Here is a 21,814-nt window from a genome sequence, read left to right as displayed (position 1 = left end):
GACCTCCACCCCTGGGCGGGTGCCCCGCGGCCACCGCCCTCTCTACTGTTCGGATCATGGCACAGACGATCAGCGTCCGCGGCCTGCGGAAACAGTACGGAGACGTCCAGGCCGTGGACGGCGTCTCCTTCGAAGTGGACCAGGGCGAGTTCTTCGGCATCCTGGGTCCGAACGGGGCGGGCAAGACCACCACCCTCGAGATCATCGAGGGTCTGCGCGAGGCCGACGGCGGTGAGGTCACCGTGCTGGGGCAGCCGCCCTGGCCCCGCAACAAGAAGCTTCTCCCCCGCATCGGTGTGCAGCTCCAGGCGTCGTCGTTCTTCGAACGGCTGACCGCGCGCGAGCAGCTCCAGACGTTCAGCTCGCTGTACGGGGTGAGCGGGCGGCGCATCGACGCGATGCTGGAGACGGTCGGGCTGACCGACAAGGCCGACACCCGCGTCGAGCAGCTGTCGGGCGGCCAGGCGCAGCGGCTGTCGATCGCGTGTGCGCTGGTGCACGACCCGGAGCTGGTGTTCCTGGACGAGCCAAGCGCCGCGCTCGACCCGCAGGCCCGCCGCAATCTCTGGGACGTGCTGCGCGATATCAACACCGGCGGCCGGACCATCGTGCTGACCACGCACTACATGGACGAGGCCGAGATCCTCTGCGACCGGGTCGCGATCATGGACCGCGGCACGATCCTCAAGATGGGGCCGCCCGCCAAACTGGTGCGCGAGCTGGACGCGGCCGTGCGGATCTCGCTGCCGAGCGGCGCGCTCACCGAGGACGAGGCGCGCGCCCTGCCGGCCGCCGAGGCGGCCGCCGACGACGGCGTGTCGCTGACCGTCACCACGCACGACGCCAGCCCGGTGATCTCGGCGCTGGCCGAACGGCGGGCGCTGGAAGGGCTCCAGGTGCACGGGGCGACCCTCGAGGACGTGTTCCTCGAACTGACTGGACGGGAGTACCGGGCATGAGTGAGCGAAGCGAACGATCCGGGGGGTGTGGGGGGTCGTCCCCCCACGGGAGGCAGGCATGAGCGGCTTCGCGTCCTTCAAGAGCCTGGCGCTGGCGATGTGGCTGAGCTTCCGCCGCGACGGCCGGGCGATGTTCTTCACGATCCTGTTCCCGCTGATGTTCCTGATCATCTTCGGTGGGATCTTCAGCCACCAGACGACCTCGAAGATCAAGGTCACCGAGGTCGGCGCGGTGCCGCTGCTGGACCAGGCCGCGGCGCACGACCCGAGCCTCGGCAAGAGCGTCAAGATCACCAAGACCGACGACCTGTCCAAGGCGACCAAGGACGTCGAGAAGGGCGACTCCGACGCCGCCGTCCAGCAGCAGGGCGACCAGCTCATCGTCCACTACTCCAACGCCGACCAGGTCAAGGCCGGCCAGGTCCAGGGGACACTGGACGCGATCGTCCAGGCGAGCAACCAGGCCGCGACCGGCCAGCCGCCGAAGTACACGCTGTCCAAGCAGGCGGTCGAGGACGACTCGATCAAGGCGATCCAGTACATCACCCCGGGCATGCTCGGCTGGGCGCTGTCGTCGGCGGCCATGTTCGGCGCCGCGCAGACGCTGGTGACCTGGCGCACCAAGGGCATCCTGCGGCGGCTGCGGCTGTCGCCCGTGCCGATCCGGAACGTTTTCAGCGCCCGCGTGGCGGTGAGCCTCGGCGTGGCGATCGTGCAGACGGTGGTGTTCCTGGCCGTCGCCCAGCTGCCCATGTTCGGGCTGAAGCTGGAGCACTCCTGGTGGATGGCCTTCCCGGTGATCCTGTCCGGCGTCCTGGCGTTCCTGTCGATCGGGATGCTGGTGGGGGCCTGGGCCAAGACCCAGGACAGCGCGCAGACGGCGATCCAGGCCATCGTGTTCCCGATGGTCTTCCTCGGCGGGTCGTTCTTCCCCCTGGACGCCGCTCCCGCCTGGCTCCGGACGATCTCCTACGTGGTTCCGCTCCGTTATCTGAACGAGGGCATGCTGAACGTCATCGGCAGGGGCCAGGGACCGGCGTCCGTACTGCCTCAGATCGGTGTCCTGCTGGCCATCGCGCTCGTAGCGGCGGTCATTGCCCAGCGCTTGTTCCGATGGGATGACGCGTGACGACCGATTGCCGAAAGATACGGTTCACGTAGATGTGACGTCGGTCACTTAAGACGGCATTCTGCTCTCGGCGTACTCGGAAGCAGGTTGGGAACGCCAGCGTCGGGTTAGATGTTCTCCTAAGTACCGACCCCGAGCATGAGGAAGGTGCCGTGACTGGAGCCCTTGCCCCGACCAAGCCGTTGTCCGTCGCAGACCGCTGCGACCGCTGCGGCGCCCAGGCCTACGTTCGTGCAGTCCTTGTAGGCGGCGGCGACCTTCTGTTCTGCGCCCACCACGGACGCAAGTACGCAGAGGCGCTCCGTGCCAACGGGGCCGACATTCAGGACGAGACCGACAGGCTGAACGAAACCCCGGCCACCGCCCCCAACGACGAGCGGTAAGCCCCTACATAAAAGAATCAACGAACGGCGGTCACCGGCACCGGTGACCGCCGTTCGCATTCCTTCTCAAGACCCCCGTCCGACCCCGGACGGATATGCCAAGTTTCACACAGTGACGACACAATCACCCACGGTATTGGGAAATCACTGTCGGCGAACGCGATAGTGATATCCCCCGGCGTTACGGAAACCCGCCGATTCGTACAGAGCGCGTGCCGCCGCATTCGCCTCGACGACGACCAGATAGGCCTTCCGGCAACCCTGCTCGTACCCCCAGGCCATGAGCGCCCGCAACACCTGCCGCGCCAGCCCGCGCCGCCGCGCCTCGGGCAGCACGGCCATCGCGTAGACGCCGAGCCACTCCCCCTGCGGCACGCCCCGCCCCACCGCCACGCCGTCCAGGACCGCATAGCCGGCCGGGACGCCCGTGAGGATCCGTTCGGCCATGGCCAGCGCGGCGTCGTCGCCGCGCCCGTCCACCGACCACCAGACGTCCTTCCATTCCTGGGACGGCCGTGTGGTGATCATTACATCGTCCTGCGGACCCGGATCGTCGAGCTCGGCGGCCATCGCCAGCGTCGGGTCGACCACGTCATAACCCCGGCCCGCCAGGACTTCGTCCAGCCCTTCGGGCCGCGACGCAGCGCTCAGCTGGAAGGCCGCGGGGAGACCCAGCTCGCCATACGCGCCCTCGACACGCTCAATCGCCCGATCGATCGGCGCCCCGGGGGCGCCTACAGGCAGTACCGAGTTGGCACGCTTGGTCACCCCGGCAGCGTGCCGGAGGCGCCAACCACCAATATCCTGGGAGTACGGCGCCGGCCAAGCTGCCGCCACCAAGTCATCGAAGTTCGTTCCGGCCATGATCCGAAACCTTAGCCACGCACGCGAGCGCGCTACCTGAGGGGGTAGCGAGCCGTAGGCGAAGCTGCCCGCGAAGATCGCGAAGCGATGTCGCGCTCGCCCCTTTGCGGTTCGGCAGCCGAGCCGCCAGGCGAGGCTGTCGAGGCCGTAAAGGCAAGAAAGAAGAGAGAAGTGCTCATCCTGCTGCCACCGTCGGAGCGGAAGGCGACCGGCGGGGACGGGCCGCCGCTGGACCTGGCGGGGCTCAGCTTCCCGGGCCTGAACCCGACCCGCGAGCGGGTGCTCGCCGCGCTCGCCGAGGTGTGCTGCGGCGAGGGAGCCTCCGAGCTGCTCGGCTTCCCCGCCGGTCAGGCCGAGGAGGCGCTGGCCCGCAACCGCGCGCTGTTCCAGGCGCCGACGCTGCCGGTGGCCAAGCTCTACACGGGCGTTCTGTACGACAACCTCGACCTGCCGAGCCTGGACCCCGGGCACGCCGCCCGCGACATCGTGGTCTTCTCGGGGCTGTGGGGCGCGCTGCGGCTCACCGACCGGATCCCCTCGTACCGGCTGGCGATGGGCGTGACGCTGCCCTCGGACGGGCGGCTGGCGTCGGTGTGGCGGCCCGCGCTGAAGGAGTCCCTGGAGTTCGGCGGGCAGCTGATCGTGGACATGCGCTCGGGCCCGTACGCCGCGGCCTGGAAGGCGCCTCAGCCCGCGGTGGCGGTCCGGGTGTTCCGCGAGCGGATCCTCGGCGGCGTGCCGAAGCGGACCGTGGTCAGCCACATGGCCAAGGCCACCCGCGGCAAGGTGGCGCACGACCTGATCAAGGCCGGCGCCGAGCCCCGGACGCCCGAGGATCTCCTGAAGGCCGTCAAGGGCCTCGGCCACACCGTGGAGCTGAACGGCACCAACCTGGACGTCATCCTCCACGCCTGACTCCCCACCACGCGCCGATCTTGCTCTCAGCGCCCTTTGGCGGGGGGTGAAAGGGCGCTCAGAGCAAGATCGGCGTGGTTGGGTGGGTGGAAAGAGGTGGGGGTCAGGCGGCGTGCGGGACGTTCAGGTGGCGGCACGCCTTCAGGTACTGGCCGACCTCGTCACCTCCCAGGTAGGACCACGGCAGGCTGCTCGGACGGCCCCAGGTGCGGGACAGATGCTGGCGCGCCGGGCGCCGCGCGTGGGCCACGTGGAACGCGGCGCCGAAGATGTTGTGGGCCTCGATCGTGCGCGGGTGGGGCCGGGGGCCCTCGAACCAGCCCCGCGCCGCGACCTCGACGTCCCTGATCTCCTCCGCCGAGAACCACGACGATGATCCGCGGATGATCCCGGACCGTTCCTGCACGAAGTACTCGAAGTAGGCCAGCGGGAGCAGGGCGGCACGCGGATCGTCCCGCCCGGCCATGCTCATCGCGAACCTCGCGAAGTCGAACATCTCCTGCGGCAGCCCGCCCCACTGCGGGGACAGGCTCACCACACGCGCCACGTGGGCGCCGTACAGCGTGGGATGGCGGGCGACGGCCTCCGCCCAGAGAGCGTCCTTGTCCTCGCGTTCCAGGTCGAGGCCCAGCGCGAGCCAGAGCATCCCCTCCCAGGGAACGGGGTCGTCCGGGCGCATCGCGGCGGCCCTCATCAGCGGCTCACGCGCCGCACGCATCATCCTGGTGTACGTGGTGTACCCGTCCGTCTGCATCGCGCGGGCACGGGCGTCGGGGCGTATCCGCCAGGCCTCCTCTATGCGGGTCCGCCCCAGCCAGAGCCACAGGTCGGGGTTCCCCGGATCCTCCGACAGCAGCAGTTCGACGCCCTGGCTCCACCCGGCGACGGCCTTGGCGAGCGCCTCCACGCGGAGCGAACGCAGCTCCGGGTCCGCGCGGGCCTCGGCCAGCACGTGCGCGCCGGCGCGCACGTGGCGCTGGCGGACGGCGTCCACCACGCGGTCCAGGAGGGGGTCCGTCCAGGGACGTCCGCCGATCACGTGCGGCGCGCGCCTTTGCCGCTCCACCGAACCTCCAGGTGCCCGGTCAAGCTCCATCAGTCCCATAGCGCCGAAGCGTAGGAAGAGGCGAGTCGGCGTGCGCTACTTCGGTGTAAACAGTGTGTTACGCCCACTACGCAGAGATCGTCCGCACCCTCCCGGGTACGGACGATCTCTGCGTTGATGAAGCGCTGCGCGTGTGCAGCGCCGCCGGGTCAGTCCAGGTAGTCGCGCAGGACCTGGCTGCGGCTCGGGTGACGCAGCTTGGACATGGTCTTGGACTCGATCTGGCGGATCCGCTCACGGGTGACCCCGTAGACCTTGCCGATCTCGTCCAGCGTCTTCGGCTGGCCGTCGGTCAGGCCGAACCGCATCGACACCACGCCCGCCTCGCGCTCGCTCAGCGTGTCGAGCACCGAGTGCAGCTGCTCCTGCAGGAGCGTGAAGCTGACCGCGTCGGCCGGGACGATCGCCTCGGAGTCCTCGATCAGGTCGCCGAACTCGCTGTCGCCGTCCTCGCCGAGCGGGGTGTGCAGCGAGATCGGCTCGCGGCCGTACTTCTGGACCTCGACGACCTTCTCCGGGGTCATGTCGAGCTCCTTGGCCAGCTCCTCCGGGGTGGGCTCGCGGCCCAGGTCCTGGAGCATCTGGCGCTGCACGCGGGCCAGCTTGTTGATGACCTCGACCATGTGCACCGGGATGCGGATGGTGCGGGCCTGGTCGGCCATCGCGCGGGTGATCGCCTGCCGGATCCACCAGGTGGCGTACGTGGAGAACTTGTAGCCCTTGGTGTAGTCGAACTTCTCGACCGCGCGGATCAGACCGAGGTTGCCCTCCTGGATCAGGTCCAGGAACAGCATGCCGCGGCCGGTGTAGCGCTTGGCCAGCGAGACCACCAGGCGGAGGTTGGCCTCCAGCAGGTGGTTCTTGGCCCTGCGGCCGTCCTCGGCGATCCACTCGAAGTCCTCGAGGTCCTCCTCGGACATCGTCGGACCGTCGGTCGCCAGGCGCTCCTCGGCGAACAGGCCCGCCTCGATGCGCTTGGCGAGCTCGACCTCCTGCTCGGCGTTGAGCAGGGGGACCTTGCCGATCTGCTTCAGGTAGTCCTTGACCGGGTCGGCGGTGGCGCCCGCCGCGGCGATCTGCTGCGCCGGGGCGTCGTCCTCGTCGTCACTGAGCGTGAACGACTCCTCCTCCGAGGTCGGCGCGGCGCCCTCGGCGCCGGGCTTCCCGGCGGGAGCGGCGGCGGCCTTGGCACCCTTGGCGGCGGTGGTGGCGGCCGCCGGCTCCTCGGTCTCGTCGTCGCCGTCGGCCTCCTCGACCTGGTCTTCGGTCTCGGAGACCTCCGACAGGTCGGGCTCGAGGTCCTCCAGGTCGCCGGCCTCGAGGTCGTCGACGTCGACGTCGTCCTCGAGCTCGGGGTCGTCCCCCTTGGCGCCCTTCTTGGCGGGCCCGGCGGCGTCGGCCTTGGCGCCGGCGGCACCGGCGGCCTTGGCCGGGGCGGCCTTCTTGCCCTTGGCCGGGGCCTTCTTGGCCTTGGCCACCGTGGCCGGCGACGGAGCCGCCGGGGTGGCCTCGGTGTCGTCGTCGTCCACGACGGCGGTCACCGTGTCGGGCTGCTCTTTGGCTGCAGCGGCTGTCTTGGGCCTGCGCGCCGTCGGCGGCGTCGCGCGCTTGCGCGAGGGCCGCTTCGGCGCTGCGGAGTCGGCAGCGCTCACCATGACGGTCACACCCTCCTTGCTGAGGCTCCGCAAGATGCTGGAGGCCTTCGACACGGGGATGTCGGCCTCCTCGAACGTACGGCGTACGTCGTCGGCTTCGAGGTAACCCTGGGACCGTCCACGCTCGATCAGTTGCGCGATGACGTGCTCGTGCAGATCTGACGCTTTCGAGGTCGAGCTAGCAGGCGACACAAATACCTCTCGAACGAACGTGTGGCTTGGTTGACCCAAGTGCCCTGACGGGCCCGGCCTCACACGGGGTGAGACCACACACTGGGCGGGGCCACCCTGTGCGGGACCGCAGCGTACCCGCTCTCACTAGGGTCAAGCATTCTGGCACGGCTGCGCATTCCGCATGAACGTCCTGCCCGGTTAACACTCCACCTTAGAGGGCCCGGAGCGGTCCTTCGTACGTACTACGCCGTCTTCTCGCGGGTCCATGGGCGGTGATCAGGCTGACTTCGGTGGGACGTGCAGGGCAAGTACGGTCACATCGTCCACTTGCTCGTAGCCGGCAAGCATCCGATCGACCAGGAAGTCGACGAGTCTCTCGGGATCTCCTACCACTTCAGGTGGGGCGTCGGCCGCATGGGAGACCAGCTCCTCCAGCCCGGCGTCCACCCCACGCCTACGGTTCTCCACAAGTCCATCGGAATAGAACACCACAGTGTTGCTCGTCTCGATGGAAAAACTTGTCTGTTGCCTCTGGCTCGGCCACCCGAGCGGGGTGCCTGGCTCCAGGTTGCTCACGCGCGCGGGCGTGTCGGGCGAGATGAGCAGAGGCGGCGGATGACCTGCGTTACTGAAGGCTCCGCGGCCGGTCTCGGGGTCGATGACGGCGTAGGCGACCGTGGTGAACTGCTCCTCGTCCTCGGTCGCGCTGAACAGCCGGTCCAGGCCCGCCAGCACCGCCGCCGGGCGCGGGTCGTTCAGCGCCAGGGCCCGCAGCGCGTTGCGGACGCGGCCCATTCCGGCCGCGGCGAGCACACCCTTGCCCATGACGTCGCCGACCGCGACGGCCAGCCGGTCGTCGGGCAGCCGGAACACGTCGTACCAGTCGCCGCCGACCTGAACGTGCCTGGTCGCGGGGTTGTAGCGGGCCGCCAGCTGCATGCCCGGGAGCTGCGGCAGGTCGCTCGGGAGCAGGCTGCGCTGCAGTTCCTCGGCGGTCTTGTGCTCGCGCTCGAACAGCAGGGCACGCTCCACGGCCAGCGCGCACTGGCCCGCGAGCGCCTCGAGGAAGACCCGTTCCTCCTCGGTGATCTCGCGCGGCCGGGTGAACGAGAAGCGCAGCGCTCCTATGGGCGCGCCCGCCGCCAGCAGGGGCAGGCCGACCCAGGCCCGTTCCTCGGTGTGCTGGGTGAACAGGCCCGTCTCGTCGCGGCCGAGCTGCAGCCGGAGGCTGTCGGGGTGCTCGGCGAGGAACGGCCGGCTCTCCCGTACGGCCACCGACATCACGGTTTGGTCACTGACTTTGATGTCATCTCGTGATGTGGGGCGGCCCGGCGCATCACGGTCCGGCGCGTCGACGGGCGCGGACGGGGCCACGATGCTGAGCCGGAGCTTGTCGTCGTCCAGCAGCGCGACGGCCGAGTAGTCGGCGCCGATCGCCGACCGGCCGACCTCGGTGATCACCTGGACGACCTGGCTGACCGTCAGCGCCTCGGCGAGCATCGAGGTCGCCTGCTGGAGGCGCGCGGTGCGCAGCGCGGCGGCCGACAGCTGCTCGGTCAGCCTGCCGCGCATCTCCTCGGCCTCGCGCTGGCCGGTCACGTCGGTGTTGGCGCCGACCCACTCGATCACCGTGTCGCCCTGCCAGATCGGCACGGCGCGCACGTCGAAGTGGCGGTAGGTCCCGCTCTTGGTACGGATCCGGTAGCCGGTCTCGAAGACCCGGTTGTCCTCGACCGACTCGCGCCAGATGGCCTCGATCCGGGGCCGGTCCTCGGGGTGCACGACCGCGAGCCAGCCGCCGACCGCGTAGTCGCCGGGCGTCTGGCCGGTGATCGACCGCCACTCGGGCGCGTCGTCGATCACGCCGCCGGACGGCGAGGCGACCCACACGACCTGGGAGCTGGCCTCCACGAGCGAGCGGTAGCGCTGCTCCTTGCGCCGGATGACCTCCTCGGCGCGGCGGCGTTCGGTCACGTCCAGCGCGGTCAGCACCACGCCGAGCAGCTTTCCGTCGGCCGCGTGGGAGGGCAGCCAGGTGCAGGCGAGGGTGCGTTCCTCGAGACTTTCGGTGCCGTGCACCCCGGGCGTGTCGCCGCCGAGCACGCGGCCGCCCGCGGCGGTCTCCTCGCGCTCGCCGTTCGCCGTCCCGGCCCCTGCGTTGCGTCCGGGGGCGCCCGCGTTCGCCGCCACCGCGGAGCCGCCGGACGAGCCGGAGCCGCCGGATCCGCCGTCGGGCGAGCCGGAACCGGCACCAGAGGCGCTTGAGCCGCCGTCAGCGGCGCTCGGGGAGCCCGCGGGCCCACCGGGCGGCGGTACGGCCTGTCCGGCCGTCTGGCCGGTCTCCAGGGAGGTCTGACCGGACCCCGGGTCGGCCGGGTCGGCCTGGCGCGGCACCGCGCTCGTCCCGTCGCCGCTCTCGGCGGGCGGCGGAACGTCCTCGACCCGCAGCAGAACGGTCAGGTCGACCTCGAGCGGCTGGTCCTCGGCGAGGACCTTGCGCAGCGCGGCCTCGAAGGCCGTCGCGACGTCCTCCGGCAGCACCTCGGCCGGGCGCCGCCCGGCCAGGTCGCCGGGGGCGACGCCGAACAGGCTGGCCAGCGCGTCGTTGGCCCGGCGGCAGCGCTGGCCGGTGTCGAAGAACGCGAACCCTGCCGGGGCCTCCCTCATCAACGTCGCGTACAGCGCGGAATCGGACGCATCCATCGGCTGGCCCTCCACCCGGGCTCTCCGGGGTCGCGGAACGGACGTGTCGGCGCTCATGGACACCACCTCCGCCCCAGGGGGTCCCGTACCGCGAGGCAAGTCTTCATCACTATGAGTGAATGGGAGCAGGCTAGCGCTCCCGCCTCCATCACAACACCGGTCGGAGTCAGGTTCTCATCATCCCGATCGTTCGGCGCCGACGGAAGCCCTGTTCGGCATCCTTGCCACACGACCCCCAAGAACGACGTCGGAATTCGGACGCCGCCCAGACGAACGCCCCCGCGGGTTCCGGAGTCGTTCGAACGGACGACAAGGACGAGATGTTACGACGGAGAGGCCCCTCAAGGCTGCCAAGTCTCGGGACCTGGCGGGTTCCGGACATGCCAAATCGTGCGTGACCTGGCCCGGATCTCCAAGCAAAAAGAAGGTAAAGTGCCATTTCCGCACGTGCATCCGCACATGCGCGGCTTTGTGCGCACCCGTACCGCGGACATGCACTTAATCCGGCCTCACCGATCGGCCGCTTCGGGCTTGGCTCAGCCCTTCGCTTTGGCGGCCTTCTTCATTTCCTGCTTGAACGCGCGGACCTCGGCCAGCGAGTCGGGGCCGGTGATGTCGGCCACGGACCGTCGCGATCCCTCCTCGCCGTACGCCCCGGCGGCGTCCCGCCAGCCCTCGGGCGTCACGCCGTACTGCTTGCCGAGCAGCGCGGTGAAGATCTGCGCCTTCTGCTTCCCGTAGCCGGGCAGAGCATTGAGCCGCTTGAACAGTTCATGCCCGTCCTCGACGTCCCGCCAGATCGCCTCGGCGTCGCCGTCGTAGTGCTCCACCAGGTACTGGCACAGCTGCTGCACCCGCTTGCCCATCGACCGCGGGTAGCGGTGCACGACCGGCGGCTCGGCCATCAGGGCCTCGAACGCCTCGGGGTCGTAGCCGGCGATCTCGTGCGCGTCCAGGTCCTTCCACCCCGCCCGCTGCGTGATCACGTACGGGCCCGCGAAGGCGCGCTCCATCGGGAACTGCTGGTCCAGCAGCATTCCGACGAGGGCCGCGAGCGGGCTGCGTCCGAGCAGCTCGTCCGCTTCGGGCTGTTGCGCGAGGTGAACCGTGGTCGCCATGGCCCCAAGCTTAGATCTGACGTATCTCTTACGTCCGGCGCCGAGCCATGGCGGTGCGGGTCGCGCGGTGCTCGAATGGAGAGGTGAACGACTACGACGAACCCGAGGTGGGCGGTCCGCCGGTGGGACGGCGGATCGTGCTCGGGATGCTGGGCCTCGGCGCGGCCGGGGTGGTGGTCGGCGCCTCGGTGCAGCGGCAGGTGAACCGCACGCTGGCTCCCGTACGGGGGCTGGAGGGCGTCCTGCCCGCGGCGGGCGGCGGCTTCCGCTTCTACTCGGTGACCGGCGGCGTGAAGAAACCCGATCCCCAGACGTTCCGCATCACCGTCAAGGGGATGGTGCGCGAGCCGCGCTCGTTCGGCATGGCCGACCTGGCGAAGCTCCCCCAGACGCGGATGACCCGCGATTTCCAGTGCGTGACCGGCTGGCGCGTCCCCGACGTCGGCTGGGCAGGGGTCGCCCTGCCCGACCTGCTGGAGGCGGTCGGCGTGGGCGAGGGCGCCAAGGCGATCCGGTTCACCTCGTTCGACGGCGTCTACACCGAGTCGCTGACCATGGACCAGGCCCGCCGCCGCGACGTGCTGGTCGCCACCGAGATGCTCGGCGGCCCCGTCACCCACGACCACGGCGGCCCCGTCCGGCTCTACGTCGCCCCCATGTACGGCTACAAGTCGCTCAAGTGGCTGGGCGGCATCGAGGTGGTCGACCGGGTCCGCTCCGGCTACTGGGAACGCCGCGGCTACGACGTGGACGCCTGGGTCGGCCGATCGAACGGACGCGACGATGAACCCACCTGACGCCGATCGATCCGCCGCGGACCGGCCCGACGCCGACCGGCCGGCCGCCCGCGCGTGGCTGGCGCGGTTCTCGCGGGCGGAGCGGGCGATCCATCACGTGACGGCGCTGCTGATGCTGACGTGCCTGGTCACGGCGGCGCTGCTGTACGTTCCGTCGCTGGCCACCGCGGTCGGGCGGCGCGAGCTGATCAAGACGATCCACGTGTGGTGCGGGTTCGCGCTGCCGGTGCCGGTGATCCTCGGGCTCGTCTCGCGGGCGTTCCGCAGTGATGTGCGGAGGCTGAACCGTTTCGGGCCGCACGACCGGGAGTGGCTGAAGCGGCGCGACCGCCGGTACGTGATGGACGGGCGGGGCATCGTCCCGGTGGGCAAGTTCAACGCCGGGCAGAAGCTGAACGCCTCGTTCACCGCCGGCGCCATCCTGGTGATGCTCGCGACCGGAACGATGCTGACCTTCCCCGGCCCGTGGCCGGACAACTGGCGGACCGGTGCGACCTTTGTGCACGACTGGCTGTTCTTGGCGATCGCCGTGGTGACACTTGGGCACCTCTGGTACGCGTTCCGTGACCCGGGCGCGCTCACGGGCATGCTCACGGGCCGGGTGAACAGGTCGTGGGCGAAGCGCCACCACGCGGGCTGGGTGGACGTTGTGGACCGTTCCCGTGAACGCGGCGGGAACGAAGGTGCGGAAGTCTGAATACCACCCCGCCAGGCCCTTGACACCGCCCGCCCTCGATATGGAATGTGACATCGAGGCGAGGTTGCGCGGCGGTGCTCCTCCTGTCCCGTTCCGCGTCTCGCCTCCCCGGCGGAGATCCCGCCCGCCGGGACTCTCGCCGCGGAGGGTGTGGTTCGCAGATGCCCGCACTTGCCGATCACCGGAGCGAGACCCGCGACCTGCTGGCGCAGCGTCTCGCCAGGGAGTTCGGAGTCTTCACCCCCGACACGGTCGAGCGCTGCGTCGCCGACGTACGGGCGTGCATGACCCATCTGGGGCTGGTCGCCAGCCCCGACAGCGTGGAGCGGATGGCCCGCGAGCACCTGGTGGGCATGGTCAAGTCGATCCCGCCCACCCCCGACCGATGAACGCTCTGCGACCCGGCCCCGCGGAGCCGCGGAACGGCCTCGGGGAGCCGGGCCCGAACGCCCGGGGCCCGAGTCCTGGACACCGTCCGGCAGCAGATCTGAGAAGCTAGGGAACGTGAGTCCCCGCAGCCACCGCCGTCCCTCCGGGGATCCCGCGCGGGACCGGCCGCCGCCGTCCGACGAGGTCTCCGCGATCTTCGACGACATGCTGCGCCATGCCCGGGAGCTCCTGGCCGTGCGCAGCCCGCTGGACGCCGAGCTGATCGTCAGCGAGATCCTCGGGTCCTGGTGGGGCCACCGGGTCGATCTCAGCGAGACCGGCGGGGTCGAGGAGGTCATCGGCGAGGCCTTGATCGACTACGCCGGCCGGGCCGGGACGCCCGCCGCCCTCGCGCTCCTCACCGGGATCGGCTACCTGGGCACCACCCGGCAGGCCGCCAAGGCCGAGCAGACCGCGCTGGAGCTGATGGACCGCGGCGTCGCCCGCCCCGGCTGGGCCGACCGGGTCGGGATGGTCGCGCACGAGGAGTGCTACACCTCCAAGGACGCCTATGGCGACCAGGAGTCGATCGTCTGCACCTACACCTACGGGGGCACCGAACGGCACGCCCTGGTCGTGCTGGTCGACCGCAACAAGGCCGAGCCGGTCGGCACGTCCGCCGAGCCCGCCGCCGACCCGGCCGCCGGGATGGTCCGGGACGCGTGGGTGTCGTCCCAGGTCGACAAGCTGCTGGACCACTGCCGCCACGAGGGCCGGGTCAACCCGCTGATGCGGTTCGAGCAGATCGACCCGCGCGACACGCGGGCGCTGCTGCAGAGCGCGCTGGACTTCACCGACGCGACCGACCGGCCGCCGGTGAACGAGAACTTCGGCTCCTACCACGCGTTCGTGCGCGCCCGGATCCGCGCGCTGCCGCCCGGCGGCCGCACGCCGCAGGCACAGTCCTACAGCGCCGACCGCCGCGCCGCGCTCGCCGTCCGGTTCCTGGCCTCCGACGAGGCCGAGGAGCTGTCGGACGTGTCGGCCGCGAGCCGCTGCGTCGACCGGATCATCGACTACGGCTGCGCGTACGACTACGGCCGCCCGCTGCGGGTCAGCCCGATCAAGTGCGAGATGTTCCTGCTCGACTGGCTGCCCCGCAAGGTCCTGCTCTCCCCCGCAGAGCAGGAGGCCGTCCCCCACGTTCTGGCGGCCTGGGTCCGCTGGGCCGGGCGGATCTCCGGCCTCCCCGAGGAGGGGATCCGCGCCACCCTCGACGCGGTCTGGGGCGCCACCAACGCCTTCGCCGAGTCCTACCGCGACCCGTCGGCGTTCGGGCTGGAACGCGAGCTCGTCGACCGGCTGCTGCCCGACGGAGACCTGGAGGCCCTCCCCCGCCGAGCGTTCGCCCTGCCCTTCCTGTCGGGCAGGCACCGCCTGTCCGGCCGGCACGGCGTGATCGACCTGGCCACCCTCGATCCGTCCGACACGGGAGACCGCCGCGTGATGCTGGAGTTCGAGCACCCCGGCGCGCCGCCCGACCACCTGGACTCGCACGAGCGGCTCACCGTACGGCTGTGGGAGGGTGATCCACCGCAGCTGTGGGAGACCGCGCAGGCCCTGCTCGACGTGGGGTACGAGCGGCACGAGATCCTGCACAAACTGATCGGCGTCCTCGATCGCGACCTGACCGGCGAAGATCTACGCGAGGCCCTGCGTGTCCTCCGTCACGAACCGCCTCCGGAGTGAACTCTGGTTTGCCAGCGGCGGCCGGGACGACAATCATCGATCTCGGGGGCAGCACCCGGTGGGGTAGGGAGTGATCTTGTTGGAGTGGTCCGAGTTCGCCCGGCGTCTGGGGCGCGAGCTGGCGGGTCTTGAGAGGGACACCATCCTCATCGTGCGCGAACGCGATGAGAGCCGCCACTACGTCCAGGCGATGCGGGAGCCGGACCGGCTGTACGCCGAGGCCGTCAGCAACAACTTCCTGGACGGTCCCCTGCTGCTCACGCTCGCCGACGAAGAGGTCATGAGCGAGTCCGGCTGGCGGCCGCCCGCCGAGCCCTCCCCGCGGAACTGGTGGACCGAGCTGCCCGCCGTGTCGTCGGTCGAGGACCACTCGCGGCTGGCGGACGTGATGGTCACCGCCCTGCGCGACGTCCAGGGCGTGCGGCGCCCCTCGGACCTGGTGTACGAGTCGTTCCACCGGCACGGCACCGGCCTGATCGAGCTGCTGGACTTCGGCCTGGACACCGCCGACCCGTCCCGCATCAGCTCCCAGCGGCGTTCGGCGCCTGACGACCTGGAGACCCGCCTGGCCGACGCCAAGCAGCGCGGCGACCACACCACCTACTTCCAGCTGCTGCTCACCGCCGACCTGGTCATGCCCGCGACCGCGCAGGACGTCGAGGACCCCGACTCGGCCAAGTTCCCCACCACCTCCATCGGCGGCAGCACGTACGTGATGGTCTTCACCTCCCCCGAGTCGCTCGGGCAGGGTCTCTACCGCCGCACCACGTTCGCCGCCCTGGCGCAGGCCTGGCCGGACCCCGCCTGGCAGCTGGCCATCAACGCGGGCCTGCCCAGCGAGGTCCATCTGGACCAGGCCGCGGTGGCCCGCCTGATCCCCGCCCCCCAGCAGCCCGTCATGGCCGCCCCCGTTCCGGACAAGGCCCCCATCCCGATCCGAGCCCCCCAGGGCACCCGCCTCTGGTACTGGCCCGGCGAGGGCGAGGAGACCCCGGTCGCCGTCTACGACGCCATCGGCGGCGTCTGGACACCCGTTGCGATCCCGGCTCCCTGGGGCGAGTGACCAACGGGTACGGTCACGGGTAACCACCACGCGAGAGACGGGCCCTTGGACTGGAAGGACTTCGCCGACCGGCTGACCGCCGAGCTGTCAAGGCTCCCGGTGCAGTCGTTCCTCATCGTGCAGGGACCCGGCGGCATCCCCTACGTCCAGGCCATGCGCAGCCGGAACTCCCTGGACGCCGAGGCCGTCGGCAGCGCGTTCCTGCCCTACCCCCTCGTGGCCCGCCAGGAGAAGCGCCTCACCGAGCTCGGCTGGCACCCGCCGGACGAACGCGACCGCCGCAACTGGTGGCACCGCATCTCCATGACCGACCGCAGCGCCGTGGACGAACAGGCCATCGCCTGCGAGAACATGGCCCTGCGCATGGCCGCCGCCTTCCGCGACGTCTACGCCGTACGTTCGCCTCTGGAGCTGGTCTACCAGGCAAGCCACCAGGGCGGCCCCCTCGCGCTCCCCGGCCTGGGCATCCCCCTGGCCATCCCCGAGGTGGTGGACGAACCCGAAAAGGTCACCGGCGCCGAACTGGAGTCCGCCCTGACCTCCGCCCGCGAACGCGGCGACCAGCAGGCCTACCTGGACCTCCTCGCGGACGTGGTGCTCTACCTCCCCATCCCGGGCAACCCCACCGCCCAGCACCATTACGCCACCGCACAGTTCGGCGACGGAACGTTCGTCCTGGCGTTCACCTCCCCCGAGGCCATGGACCACTCCCTGCGCGGCCAGGCCGTCCACCACCGCCCGGCCCGCCTCCCCGAGCTGGCCCGCGACTGGCCCCATCCCGACTGGCAGCTGGCCATCAACCCGGGCCTCCCCAGCGCCGCCTACCTGGACGCCGCCCACCTGGTCCCGGGCACCCAAGCCCCCGCGAACCCCTTCACCCCCGACCGCGGCACCTACGACCAGACCGGCGGCCCCAGCGACACCGCCCCAGACCCAGTCGCCACCCGCGACGACACCCCCGCCAGACCACCCGCCGCCGCGCAGTCTCCCCCCGCAGACGCCACCCCGCCCGCGGGCACCCCCATCGTCCCGAGCACCCACGACCAGCAACGCCCGGTCCCAAGCGAGGGCGACGTCCGCGTCGCCGGCCCCACGCCGAGCACCCGCGACGACATCCGCACCAAGCCCCGCGCAGGCGCATCCCCGCGTTCGAGCGCGTCCTCGCCGCCTGGCGCATACGACCCGGCAGGCGCCACCCCGCGCGCAGGCGTGCCGGCGAGCCCGGGCGCGCACGACCCGGCGGGCGCCACCCCACGCGCGGGCGCGCCCTCCCGTCCCGGTGCGAACGCCCCAGCAGACGCCGCACCACACGCAGCCGCGCCCTCCGGCCCGGGCAGGCACGACCAGGCGGGCGCCACCCCACGCGCGGGCGCATCTTCCAGTCCCAGCGCGTACGACCAATCAGGCGCACCTTCGCGCGCGGGCACGCCTGCCGGCCCGAGCGATCATGGCCGCGTGGGCGCCACCCCACATGCGGGCGCGCCCGCCGGCTCCGGCGGGTACGACCAACCGGGCGCCGCTTCACGCGCGGGCGCACCATCCAGCCCCGGCACGTACGACCAGGCTGGCGCCACACCGAGCAGAGGCGCACCCTCCGCAGCCGGCCCGTACGCCCCAGCGGGCGCGACTCCGCACGCGGACGCTCCTTCCGGCCCGGGCGGCCAGGACCATGGCGGCACCACTCCCGGCGCGTACGACCAAGCGAGTTCCACCCCGCCCATGGGCACGCCCATCGTTCCCAGCCCGTACGACCAGACCGGCGCTCCCGCGCAGACGGGCCCTGGCACGGGCGCGAACGACCAACCAGGCGCCACGCCGAGCGGCGCGCCCTCAAGTCCAGGCGCGTACGAGCAACCAGGCGCCGCCCCGCGCGCGGGCGCTTCCTCGGGGCCCAGCGTGTTCGACGACACGGCCGCCAGGCAGAGCAGGGGCACACCCTCCAGCGGCGCATACGACCAGGCAGGCGCCGCTCCGCACGCGGGGGCACCTTCTGGCGCGGGCGGGCAGGACCAGGAGGGCAGGACCCCTGGCGTGTACGGCCAAGGGAGCCCCGGCCCACGCGCGGGCGCGCCCTCCAGCCCTGGCGCGCACGACCAACCAGGGACCGCACCGACCGCAGGTGCGCCCTCCAGTAGCGCGTTCGACGAGACGGCTGCCCGGCCGAGCAGAGAGACACCCTCCGGCAGTGGCGCGAACGACCGGGCGGGTGGGGCGACCTCGCAAGTGGCGAACGCGGCGCGCGATGGGGCTCATCCGGGTGCGCAGGACTCTCCTGCGGGTGAGCCTTATGACGGGACCGCGCTCGTCGTCATGCAGAAGGTGGTGCGGCCCGAGCATGTGACGCACTACCTGGACGGCGGGTACGACCGGATCGCGGGGTATGTGCATCGGCTGCAGGATGTGGCCGAGTTGAGCACGCCGGCCCTGCTCGTGCGGGGGTTGGGTCTGGTCTATGAGGGGTCGCCGTTCTCGGCGAGGGATGACGAGATCTACGTGATCCGGTGGCCCGCGTTGAAGCCTGCGCTGTTCCGGCGGCCGTTCGGGGGGATCGATGAGTGGAGCATGGGGATCATTCCGGGCGGCTGGGTGATCGAGAAGGCGCCGTTCCCCGGTTCGGGGTACGCGCCGGGTGAGGGGTCGGCGATTCCGGAGTTCAAGGTGGACAGCCAGCGGCTTCCGCACGGGGCGGAGATGTACCGGCTCGACGCCTCGGGCCGGGAGATCCTGATCGCCGGGTTCGACGCGGACCGCGACACCTGGCGGCGGGTGGGCCGATGATCCGGCACGGGTATTTCGCGGGCTGGCGCGGCACGGAGTGGGAGGCCAGTCCGGACGGGCCGCAGGTGCGGCTGTATTCGGCCCGGCCCGAGGACGGGTTCGCGCAGGTCACACCGGAACGGTTCGTGCGCGTGGTGCCCGCGGCCGAGGTCGAGCATCTGTCGTACGTCAACACGCTGTGCACGTGGCAGGGCGAGCCGTTCGTGGTGCTGGGCGAGCATGAGGCGTGGCTGCGGGTGGAGTACACCGGCGGCAAGGCGCCGATCGCGGAACGGCTGGGGCTGGAGCCGTTCGACCGGGGCGTCTACCAGGCGTGGGCGCCGCGGAGCGAGGTCGAGAACCTCCGCGAGGAAACGGTCTAAGTCGGGGTATAACCCCGCGCATGAGCTTCCCCGATCAACCGTCGGTGCTGACCCCTTCCCAGGCACGGGCGCTGTTCCGCACGGGCGTGTCCCCCGCGACGACCAGCGGCTGGTGCCGGGGGTACGCGCAGGCCAACCTCCTCGTGGTGCCGAAGGACCTGGCGTTCGACGCGCTGCTCTTCGCCCACCGCAACCCCGCGCCGTGCCCGCTGCTGGACGTCACCGACCCCGGCGACCCGCATCCGCGAGCGGTCGCCCCGGAGGCCGACCTCCGAACAGAACTGCCCGCCTACCGGATCTACGAGAACGGCGTCCTGACGGGCGAGGTCGGCGACGCCCTCGAACTCTGGCGGCCGGACCTGGTCGCGTTCCTGTTCGGGTGCAGCTTCAGCTTCGAGGCAGCCCTGGCCGCGGCCGGGGTGCCGGTCCGCCACATCGGCCAGGGCCGCAACGTCTCGATGTACGTGACGGACCGCCCGTGCGAGCCGGCGGGCCGGTTGAGCGGCCCGCTCGTGGTCTCCATGCGCCCGATCCCCGAGGCGATGGTGCCGACGGCCATCGAGGTCAGCGGCCGCCACCCCGAGATGCACGGCCCGCCCGTTCACGTGGGCGACCCGGCCGAGATCGGCATTCAAGACCTGGACCGCCCCGACTTCGGCGACGCCGTCGAGTTCGCCCCCGGCGACGTCCCGGTCTTCTGGGCCTGCGGCGTAACACCGCAGGCAGTCGTCATGGCCAGCAAGCCGGAGTTCGCCATCACCCACTCCCCAGGCCGCATGTTCATCGCCGACGTCAGTGATGCGCCTTAGCCCATCGGGCTGAAGCCCGCGCCCGAGGTCTCCAGGTGGGCGATGTCGTTGAAGCGCCGCAGGACCCAGGTTCCGTCGATCACCACCAGCGAGGAGATCGAGGCGTTGTCGGCGCCGATGAAGGCGAACGGCCGCGACCCGCTGGCCAGCGCGAGCGCCTGCGCGATCACGCCGCCGTGGGTGAACGCCGCGATCCGCTCGCCCGGGTGCGCGGCGGCCAGCCGGTCGATCGCGTCGCGCACCCGCGCGGCGAACGCCTCGGCCGGTTCGGCGCCCGGGATCACGTCCCAGCGCTCCTCCGCCCAGACGCGCTGCGCGAGCGGCCCGTTCTCGGCGACCATCTTGCGGAGCAGCCCGCCCTCCCACTCGCCGAGGTGGACCTCGCGCAGGCCGGGCTCGACGCGCGCCTTCAGGCCGTTCCGGCTCAGCAGCGGCTCGGCGGTCTGCGCGGTGCGCCGCAGGTTGGTCACGTAGACGGCGTCGAGCCGTATCCCGGCCAGTCGTTCGCCCACCTGCCGCGCCTGCTGCAGGCCCTCGGGCGCGAGGGCCGGGTCGCCATGGCCGTCCACCAGCGGGAACGGCGCGTCAGGTCGCGCGGGTTCGGAGGCTCCGTGCCGGACGAGCAGCAACTCGACCGCGCCGGGCGGTGGCTCGTACGGCTCCTGCTTGTATTCCGTCTGTTCTGCGGTCGTCACAGGGCGACCCTAGACGACCGGTGGATCATGCCAGGGCGCCGCCGTCGACGATCAGCTCGGTCCCGGTGACGAACGAGGCGCCCGGGCTCGCCAGGAACAGCACCCCGGCGGCGATCTCCTCCGGCCGCCCATAGCGCCCCATCGCGTTCTGCGCGCGCTGCGCGTCGGCGGACGGGCCGTCGGCGGGGTTCATGTCGGTGTCGACCGACCCGGACTGCAGCACGTTCACGGTGATGCCGCGCGGCGCCAGGTCGCGCGCCGCGCCCTTGGAGAACCCGATCACCGCCGCCTTGGTCGCCGAGTAGTCCGCGAGGCCGGGGAACGCGGCGCGGGTCGACAGGTTGGAGCCGATCGTGATGATCCGGCCCCCGTCGCCGATCACCTTGGCGGCCGCGCGGATGCCGCTCACCACGCCCTCGACGTTGACCGCGTACATGCGGGCGATCGCCGCCGCGTCGATCTCCCCGTCGCCGACGCCGCCGGGCGCGAGCACGCCGGCGTTGTTGACCAGGATGTCCAGCCGGCCGAAGTCGGCGACCACGGCGTCGACCAGTGCCGCGACCTGCGCCGGGTCTGCCTGGTCCGCCTTGTAGGCCGAGGCCCGTACGCCCTCGGCCTCCAGGTCGCGCGCGACGGCGGCGGCCCGGTCGGCGGACGCGGCGAAGCCGATGGCCACGTCCGCCCCGGCCGCCGCCAGCGCCCGCGCGATCGCCGCGCCGATCCCCCGCGACCCGCCCGTGACCAGCGCGACCTTGCCGTCCAGCACCTTGCTCATGTCGGATCCTCCACTTGTGTACCGAACGGTATTGAAGTCGTGGAGTACTATACCGATCGGTACTGAAGAAGCAAGGGGGGATCTCGATGGCGCAGACCGGACGGCCGCGCGAGTTCGATCTCGACGAACGCCTCGACCGCGCGATGGAGGTCTTCTGGCGGCACGGCTACGACGGCACCGCGCTGTCGGACCTCACCGCGGCGATGGGCATCAACCGGCCGAGCCTGTACGCCGCGTACGGCAACAAGGAGGCGATCTTCCTCAAGGCCCTCGACCGCTACACCGACGGGCCCGCCAGCTACGTCCAGACGGCGTTCGAGCAGCCCACGGCGCGCGCCACCGCCGAGACGATCCTGCGCGGCGCGGTCACCACCACGACCGAGTCGGGGCCGATCGGGTGCCTGTTCGTGCAGGGCGCCCTGGCCACCAGCGAGCAGGGCGGCGGCATCCAGCGCGAGATGGCCGCCCGCCGCCAGGCCGCCCACGACCGGCTGCGCGAACGCTTCGACCGCGCGGCGACCGAGGGCGATCTCCCGCCGGACACCGACACCGACGCCCTGGCCCGCTACACCTGGATGGCGGCGTACGGCCTCTCGGTCCAGGCCGCCGGCGGAGCGACCGCCGACCAGCTGCACCGCGCCGTAGACCTCACCCTGGCCACCTGGCCCCCGCCCACGAGCAGCCAGCCACCGCCCACGAGCGACTAGCCTCGCCA

The 21,814-nt window shown here is 71.3% G+C and carries 20 protein-coding genes; 13 read left to right on the top strand and 7 right to left on the bottom strand.

Going from position 1 to position 21,814, the window contains the following annotated elements; translation table 11 throughout:
- The first annotated feature begins 56 nt into the window (after positions 1-56).
- From J4573_RS32115 to J4573_RS32105, 3 genes are all read left to right on the top strand, one after another.
- Complete coding sequence (locus J4573_RS32115; protein WP_208259675.1) at positions 57-959, top strand: ABC transporter ATP-binding protein; 903 nt, start codon at positions 57-59, stop codon at positions 957-959.
- 58 nt (positions 960-1,017) lie between these two features.
- A complete protein-coding gene (locus J4573_RS32110; protein ID WP_208259674.1) occupies positions 1,018-2,088 on the top strand; it encodes an ABC transporter permease in 1,071 nt (356 codons plus the stop codon).
- Between the two features lie 152 nt (positions 2,089-2,240).
- A complete protein-coding gene (locus J4573_RS32105) occupies positions 2,241-2,471 on the top strand; it encodes a DUF7455 domain-containing protein (protein WP_208259673.1) in 231 nt (76 codons plus the stop codon).
- A gap of 144 nt (positions 2,472-2,615) precedes the next feature.
- Here the strand turns inward: J4573_RS32105 and J4573_RS32100 are convergent, their stop codons facing one another.
- Positions 2,616-3,335, bottom strand: a complete 720-nt coding sequence (locus tag J4573_RS32100) for a GNAT family N-acetyltransferase (protein WP_208259672.1) — start codon at positions 3,333-3,335, stop codon at positions 2,616-2,618.
- Between the two features lie 171 nt (positions 3,336-3,506).
- Here J4573_RS32100 and J4573_RS32095 point away from each other — a divergent pair, with 171 nt between their 5' ends.
- Positions 3,507-4,250: a YaaA family protein gene (locus J4573_RS32095; protein ID WP_208259671.1), complete on the top strand. Its 744-nt coding sequence runs from the start codon at positions 3,507-3,509 to the stop codon at positions 4,248-4,250.
- A gap of 103 nt (positions 4,251-4,353) precedes the next feature.
- Here J4573_RS32095 and J4573_RS32090 read toward each other — a convergent pair whose 3' ends face one another.
- The 4 genes from J4573_RS32090 to J4573_RS32070 all read right to left on the bottom strand — a co-directional run bounded on the left by J4573_RS32090 (position 4,354) and on the right by J4573_RS32070 (position 11,005).
- A complete protein-coding gene (locus tag J4573_RS32090) occupies positions 4,354-5,316 on the bottom strand; it encodes a hypothetical protein (protein WP_307797059.1) in 963 nt (320 codons plus the stop codon).
- Between the two features lie 188 nt (positions 5,317-5,504).
- Positions 5,505-7,202, bottom strand: a complete 1,698-nt coding sequence (locus J4573_RS32085) for an RNA polymerase sigma factor (protein ID WP_208259670.1) — start codon at positions 7,200-7,202, stop codon at positions 5,505-5,507.
- Positions 7,203-7,460: 258 nt separating this feature from the next.
- Positions 7,461-9,887 (bottom strand): SpoIIE family protein phosphatase, encoded by a 2,427-nt coding sequence (locus tag J4573_RS32080; RefSeq protein WP_243773894.1) that lies wholly within the window; start codon positions 9,885-9,887, stop codon positions 7,461-7,463.
- 536 nt (positions 9,888-10,423) lie between these two features.
- Positions 10,424-11,005, bottom strand: a complete 582-nt coding sequence (locus tag J4573_RS32070; RefSeq protein WP_208259669.1) for an HhH-GPD-type base excision DNA repair protein — start codon at positions 11,003-11,005, stop codon at positions 10,424-10,426.
- Positions 11,006-11,088: 83 nt separating this feature from the next.
- On the opposite strand from J4573_RS32070, the gene J4573_RS54420 reads away from it, so the two are divergent.
- The 8 genes from J4573_RS54420 to J4573_RS32030 all read left to right on the top strand — a co-directional run bounded on the left by J4573_RS54420 (position 11,089) and on the right by J4573_RS32030 (position 19,629).
- Positions 11,089-11,802 carry a molybdopterin-dependent oxidoreductase gene (locus J4573_RS54420; RefSeq protein ID WP_208259668.1) on the top strand — a complete coding sequence of 238 codons (714 nt, stop codon included), beginning with the start codon at positions 11,089-11,091 and terminating at the stop codon, positions 11,800-11,802.
- Positions 11,789-12,499: a cytochrome b/b6 domain-containing protein gene (locus tag J4573_RS32060; RefSeq protein WP_208259667.1), complete on the top strand. Its 711-nt coding sequence runs from the start codon at positions 11,789-11,791 to the stop codon at positions 12,497-12,499. The genes J4573_RS54420 and J4573_RS32060 overlap by 14 nt, the downstream gene beginning before the upstream one ends.
- Positions 12,500-12,660: 161 nt before the next feature.
- Positions 12,661-12,888 (top strand): hypothetical protein, encoded by a 228-nt coding sequence (locus J4573_RS32055; RefSeq protein WP_208259666.1) that lies wholly within the window; start codon positions 12,661-12,663, stop codon positions 12,886-12,888.
- Between the two features lie 115 nt (positions 12,889-13,003).
- Positions 13,004-14,617 carry a hypothetical protein gene (locus tag J4573_RS32050; RefSeq protein WP_372442928.1) on the top strand — a complete coding sequence of 538 codons (1,614 nt, stop codon included), beginning with the start codon at positions 13,004-13,006 and terminating at the stop codon, positions 14,615-14,617.
- A 76-nt stretch (positions 14,618-14,693) separates the two neighbouring features.
- Complete coding sequence (locus J4573_RS32045; protein ID WP_243773893.1) at positions 14,694-15,680, top strand: SseB family protein; 987 nt, start codon at positions 14,694-14,696, stop codon at positions 15,678-15,680.
- Between the two features lie 45 nt (positions 15,681-15,725).
- Positions 15,726-18,458, top strand: coding sequence for a TY-Chap domain-containing protein (locus J4573_RS32040; RefSeq protein WP_208259665.1), 2,733 nt, complete (start codon positions 15,726-15,728; stop codon positions 18,456-18,458).
- Positions 18,455-18,820 carry a UCP033725 family protein gene (locus J4573_RS32035; protein WP_208259664.1) on the top strand — a complete coding sequence of 122 codons (366 nt, stop codon included), beginning with the start codon at positions 18,455-18,457 and terminating at the stop codon, positions 18,818-18,820. The genes J4573_RS32040 and J4573_RS32035 overlap by 4 nt, the downstream gene beginning before the upstream one ends.
- 20 nt (positions 18,821-18,840) lie before the next feature.
- Positions 18,841-19,629 (top strand): putative hydro-lyase, encoded by a 789-nt coding sequence (locus J4573_RS32030; RefSeq protein WP_208259663.1) that lies wholly within the window; start codon positions 18,841-18,843, stop codon positions 19,627-19,629.
- Here the strand turns inward: J4573_RS32030 and J4573_RS32025 are convergent.
- Both J4573_RS32025 and J4573_RS32020 read right to left on the bottom strand, forming a co-directional pair.
- Entirely contained in the window at positions 19,626-20,324 is a 699-nt protein-coding gene (locus tag J4573_RS32025; RefSeq protein ID WP_208259662.1) for a histidine phosphatase family protein, read from the bottom strand. The two genes, J4573_RS32030 and J4573_RS32025, sit on opposite strands and share 4 nt — an antisense overlap.
- A gap of 25 nt (positions 20,325-20,349) precedes the next feature.
- Positions 20,350-21,099, bottom strand: coding sequence for an SDR family NAD(P)-dependent oxidoreductase (locus tag J4573_RS32020; RefSeq protein WP_208259661.1), 750 nt, complete (start codon positions 21,097-21,099; stop codon positions 20,350-20,352).
- Positions 21,100-21,185: 86 nt separating this feature from the next.
- Here J4573_RS32020 and J4573_RS32015 point away from each other — a divergent pair, with 86 nt between their 5' ends.
- On the top strand, positions 21,186-21,806 hold the full coding sequence (locus tag J4573_RS32015; RefSeq protein ID WP_208259660.1) for a TetR/AcrR family transcriptional regulator: 621 nt from the start codon (positions 21,186-21,188) through the stop codon (positions 21,804-21,806).
- Positions 21,807-21,814 lie beyond the last annotated feature (8 nt).

Source organism: Actinomadura barringtoniae, from assembly GCF_017573505.1.
GTDB lineage: Bacteria > Actinomycetota > Actinomycetes > Streptosporangiales > Streptosporangiaceae > Spirillospora > Spirillospora barringtoniae.
Note: the sequence above shows the minus strand (reverse complement) of the source record. Positions and strands in the feature narration are given on the sequence as shown.

What these genes read in the sequence shown, in the direction of transcription:
- J4573_RS32070 (WP_208259669.1), bottom strand. Translation starts at nt 11,005, where the DNA reads ATGGCGACCACGGTTCACCTCGCGCAACAGCCCGAAGCGGACGAGCTG.
- J4573_RS32030 (WP_208259663.1), top strand. Translation starts at nt 18,841, where the DNA reads ATGAGCTTCCCCGATCAACCGTCGGTGCTGACCCCTTCCCAGGCACGG.
- J4573_RS32080 (WP_243773894.1), bottom strand. Translation starts at nt 9,887, where the DNA reads ATGGATGCGTCCGATTCCGCGCTGTACGCGACGTTGATGAGGGAGGCC.
- J4573_RS32035 (WP_208259664.1), top strand. Translation starts at nt 18,455, where the DNA reads ATGATCCGGCACGGGTATTTCGCGGGCTGGCGCGGCACGGAGTGGGAG.
- J4573_RS32060 (WP_208259667.1), top strand. Translation starts at nt 11,789, where the DNA reads ATGAACCCACCTGACGCCGATCGATCCGCCGCGGACCGGCCCGACGCC.
- J4573_RS32020 (WP_208259661.1), bottom strand. Translation starts at nt 21,099, where the DNA reads ATGAGCAAGGTGCTGGACGGCAAGGTCGCGCTGGTCACGGGCGGGTCG.
- J4573_RS32015 (WP_208259660.1), top strand. Translation starts at nt 21,186, where the DNA reads ATGGCGCAGACCGGACGGCCGCGCGAGTTCGATCTCGACGAACGCCTC.
- J4573_RS32055 (WP_208259666.1), top strand. Translation starts at nt 12,661, where the DNA reads ATGCCCGCACTTGCCGATCACCGGAGCGAGACCCGCGACCTGCTGGCG.
- J4573_RS32110 (WP_208259674.1), top strand. Translation starts at nt 1,018, where the DNA reads ATGAGCGGCTTCGCGTCCTTCAAGAGCCTGGCGCTGGCGATGTGGCTG.
- J4573_RS32100 (WP_208259672.1), bottom strand. Translation starts at nt 3,335, where the DNA reads ATGGCCGGAACGAACTTCGATGACTTGGTGGCGGCAGCTTGGCCGGCG.
- J4573_RS32115 (WP_208259675.1), top strand. Translation starts at nt 57, where the DNA reads ATGGCACAGACGATCAGCGTCCGCGGCCTGCGGAAACAGTACGGAGAC.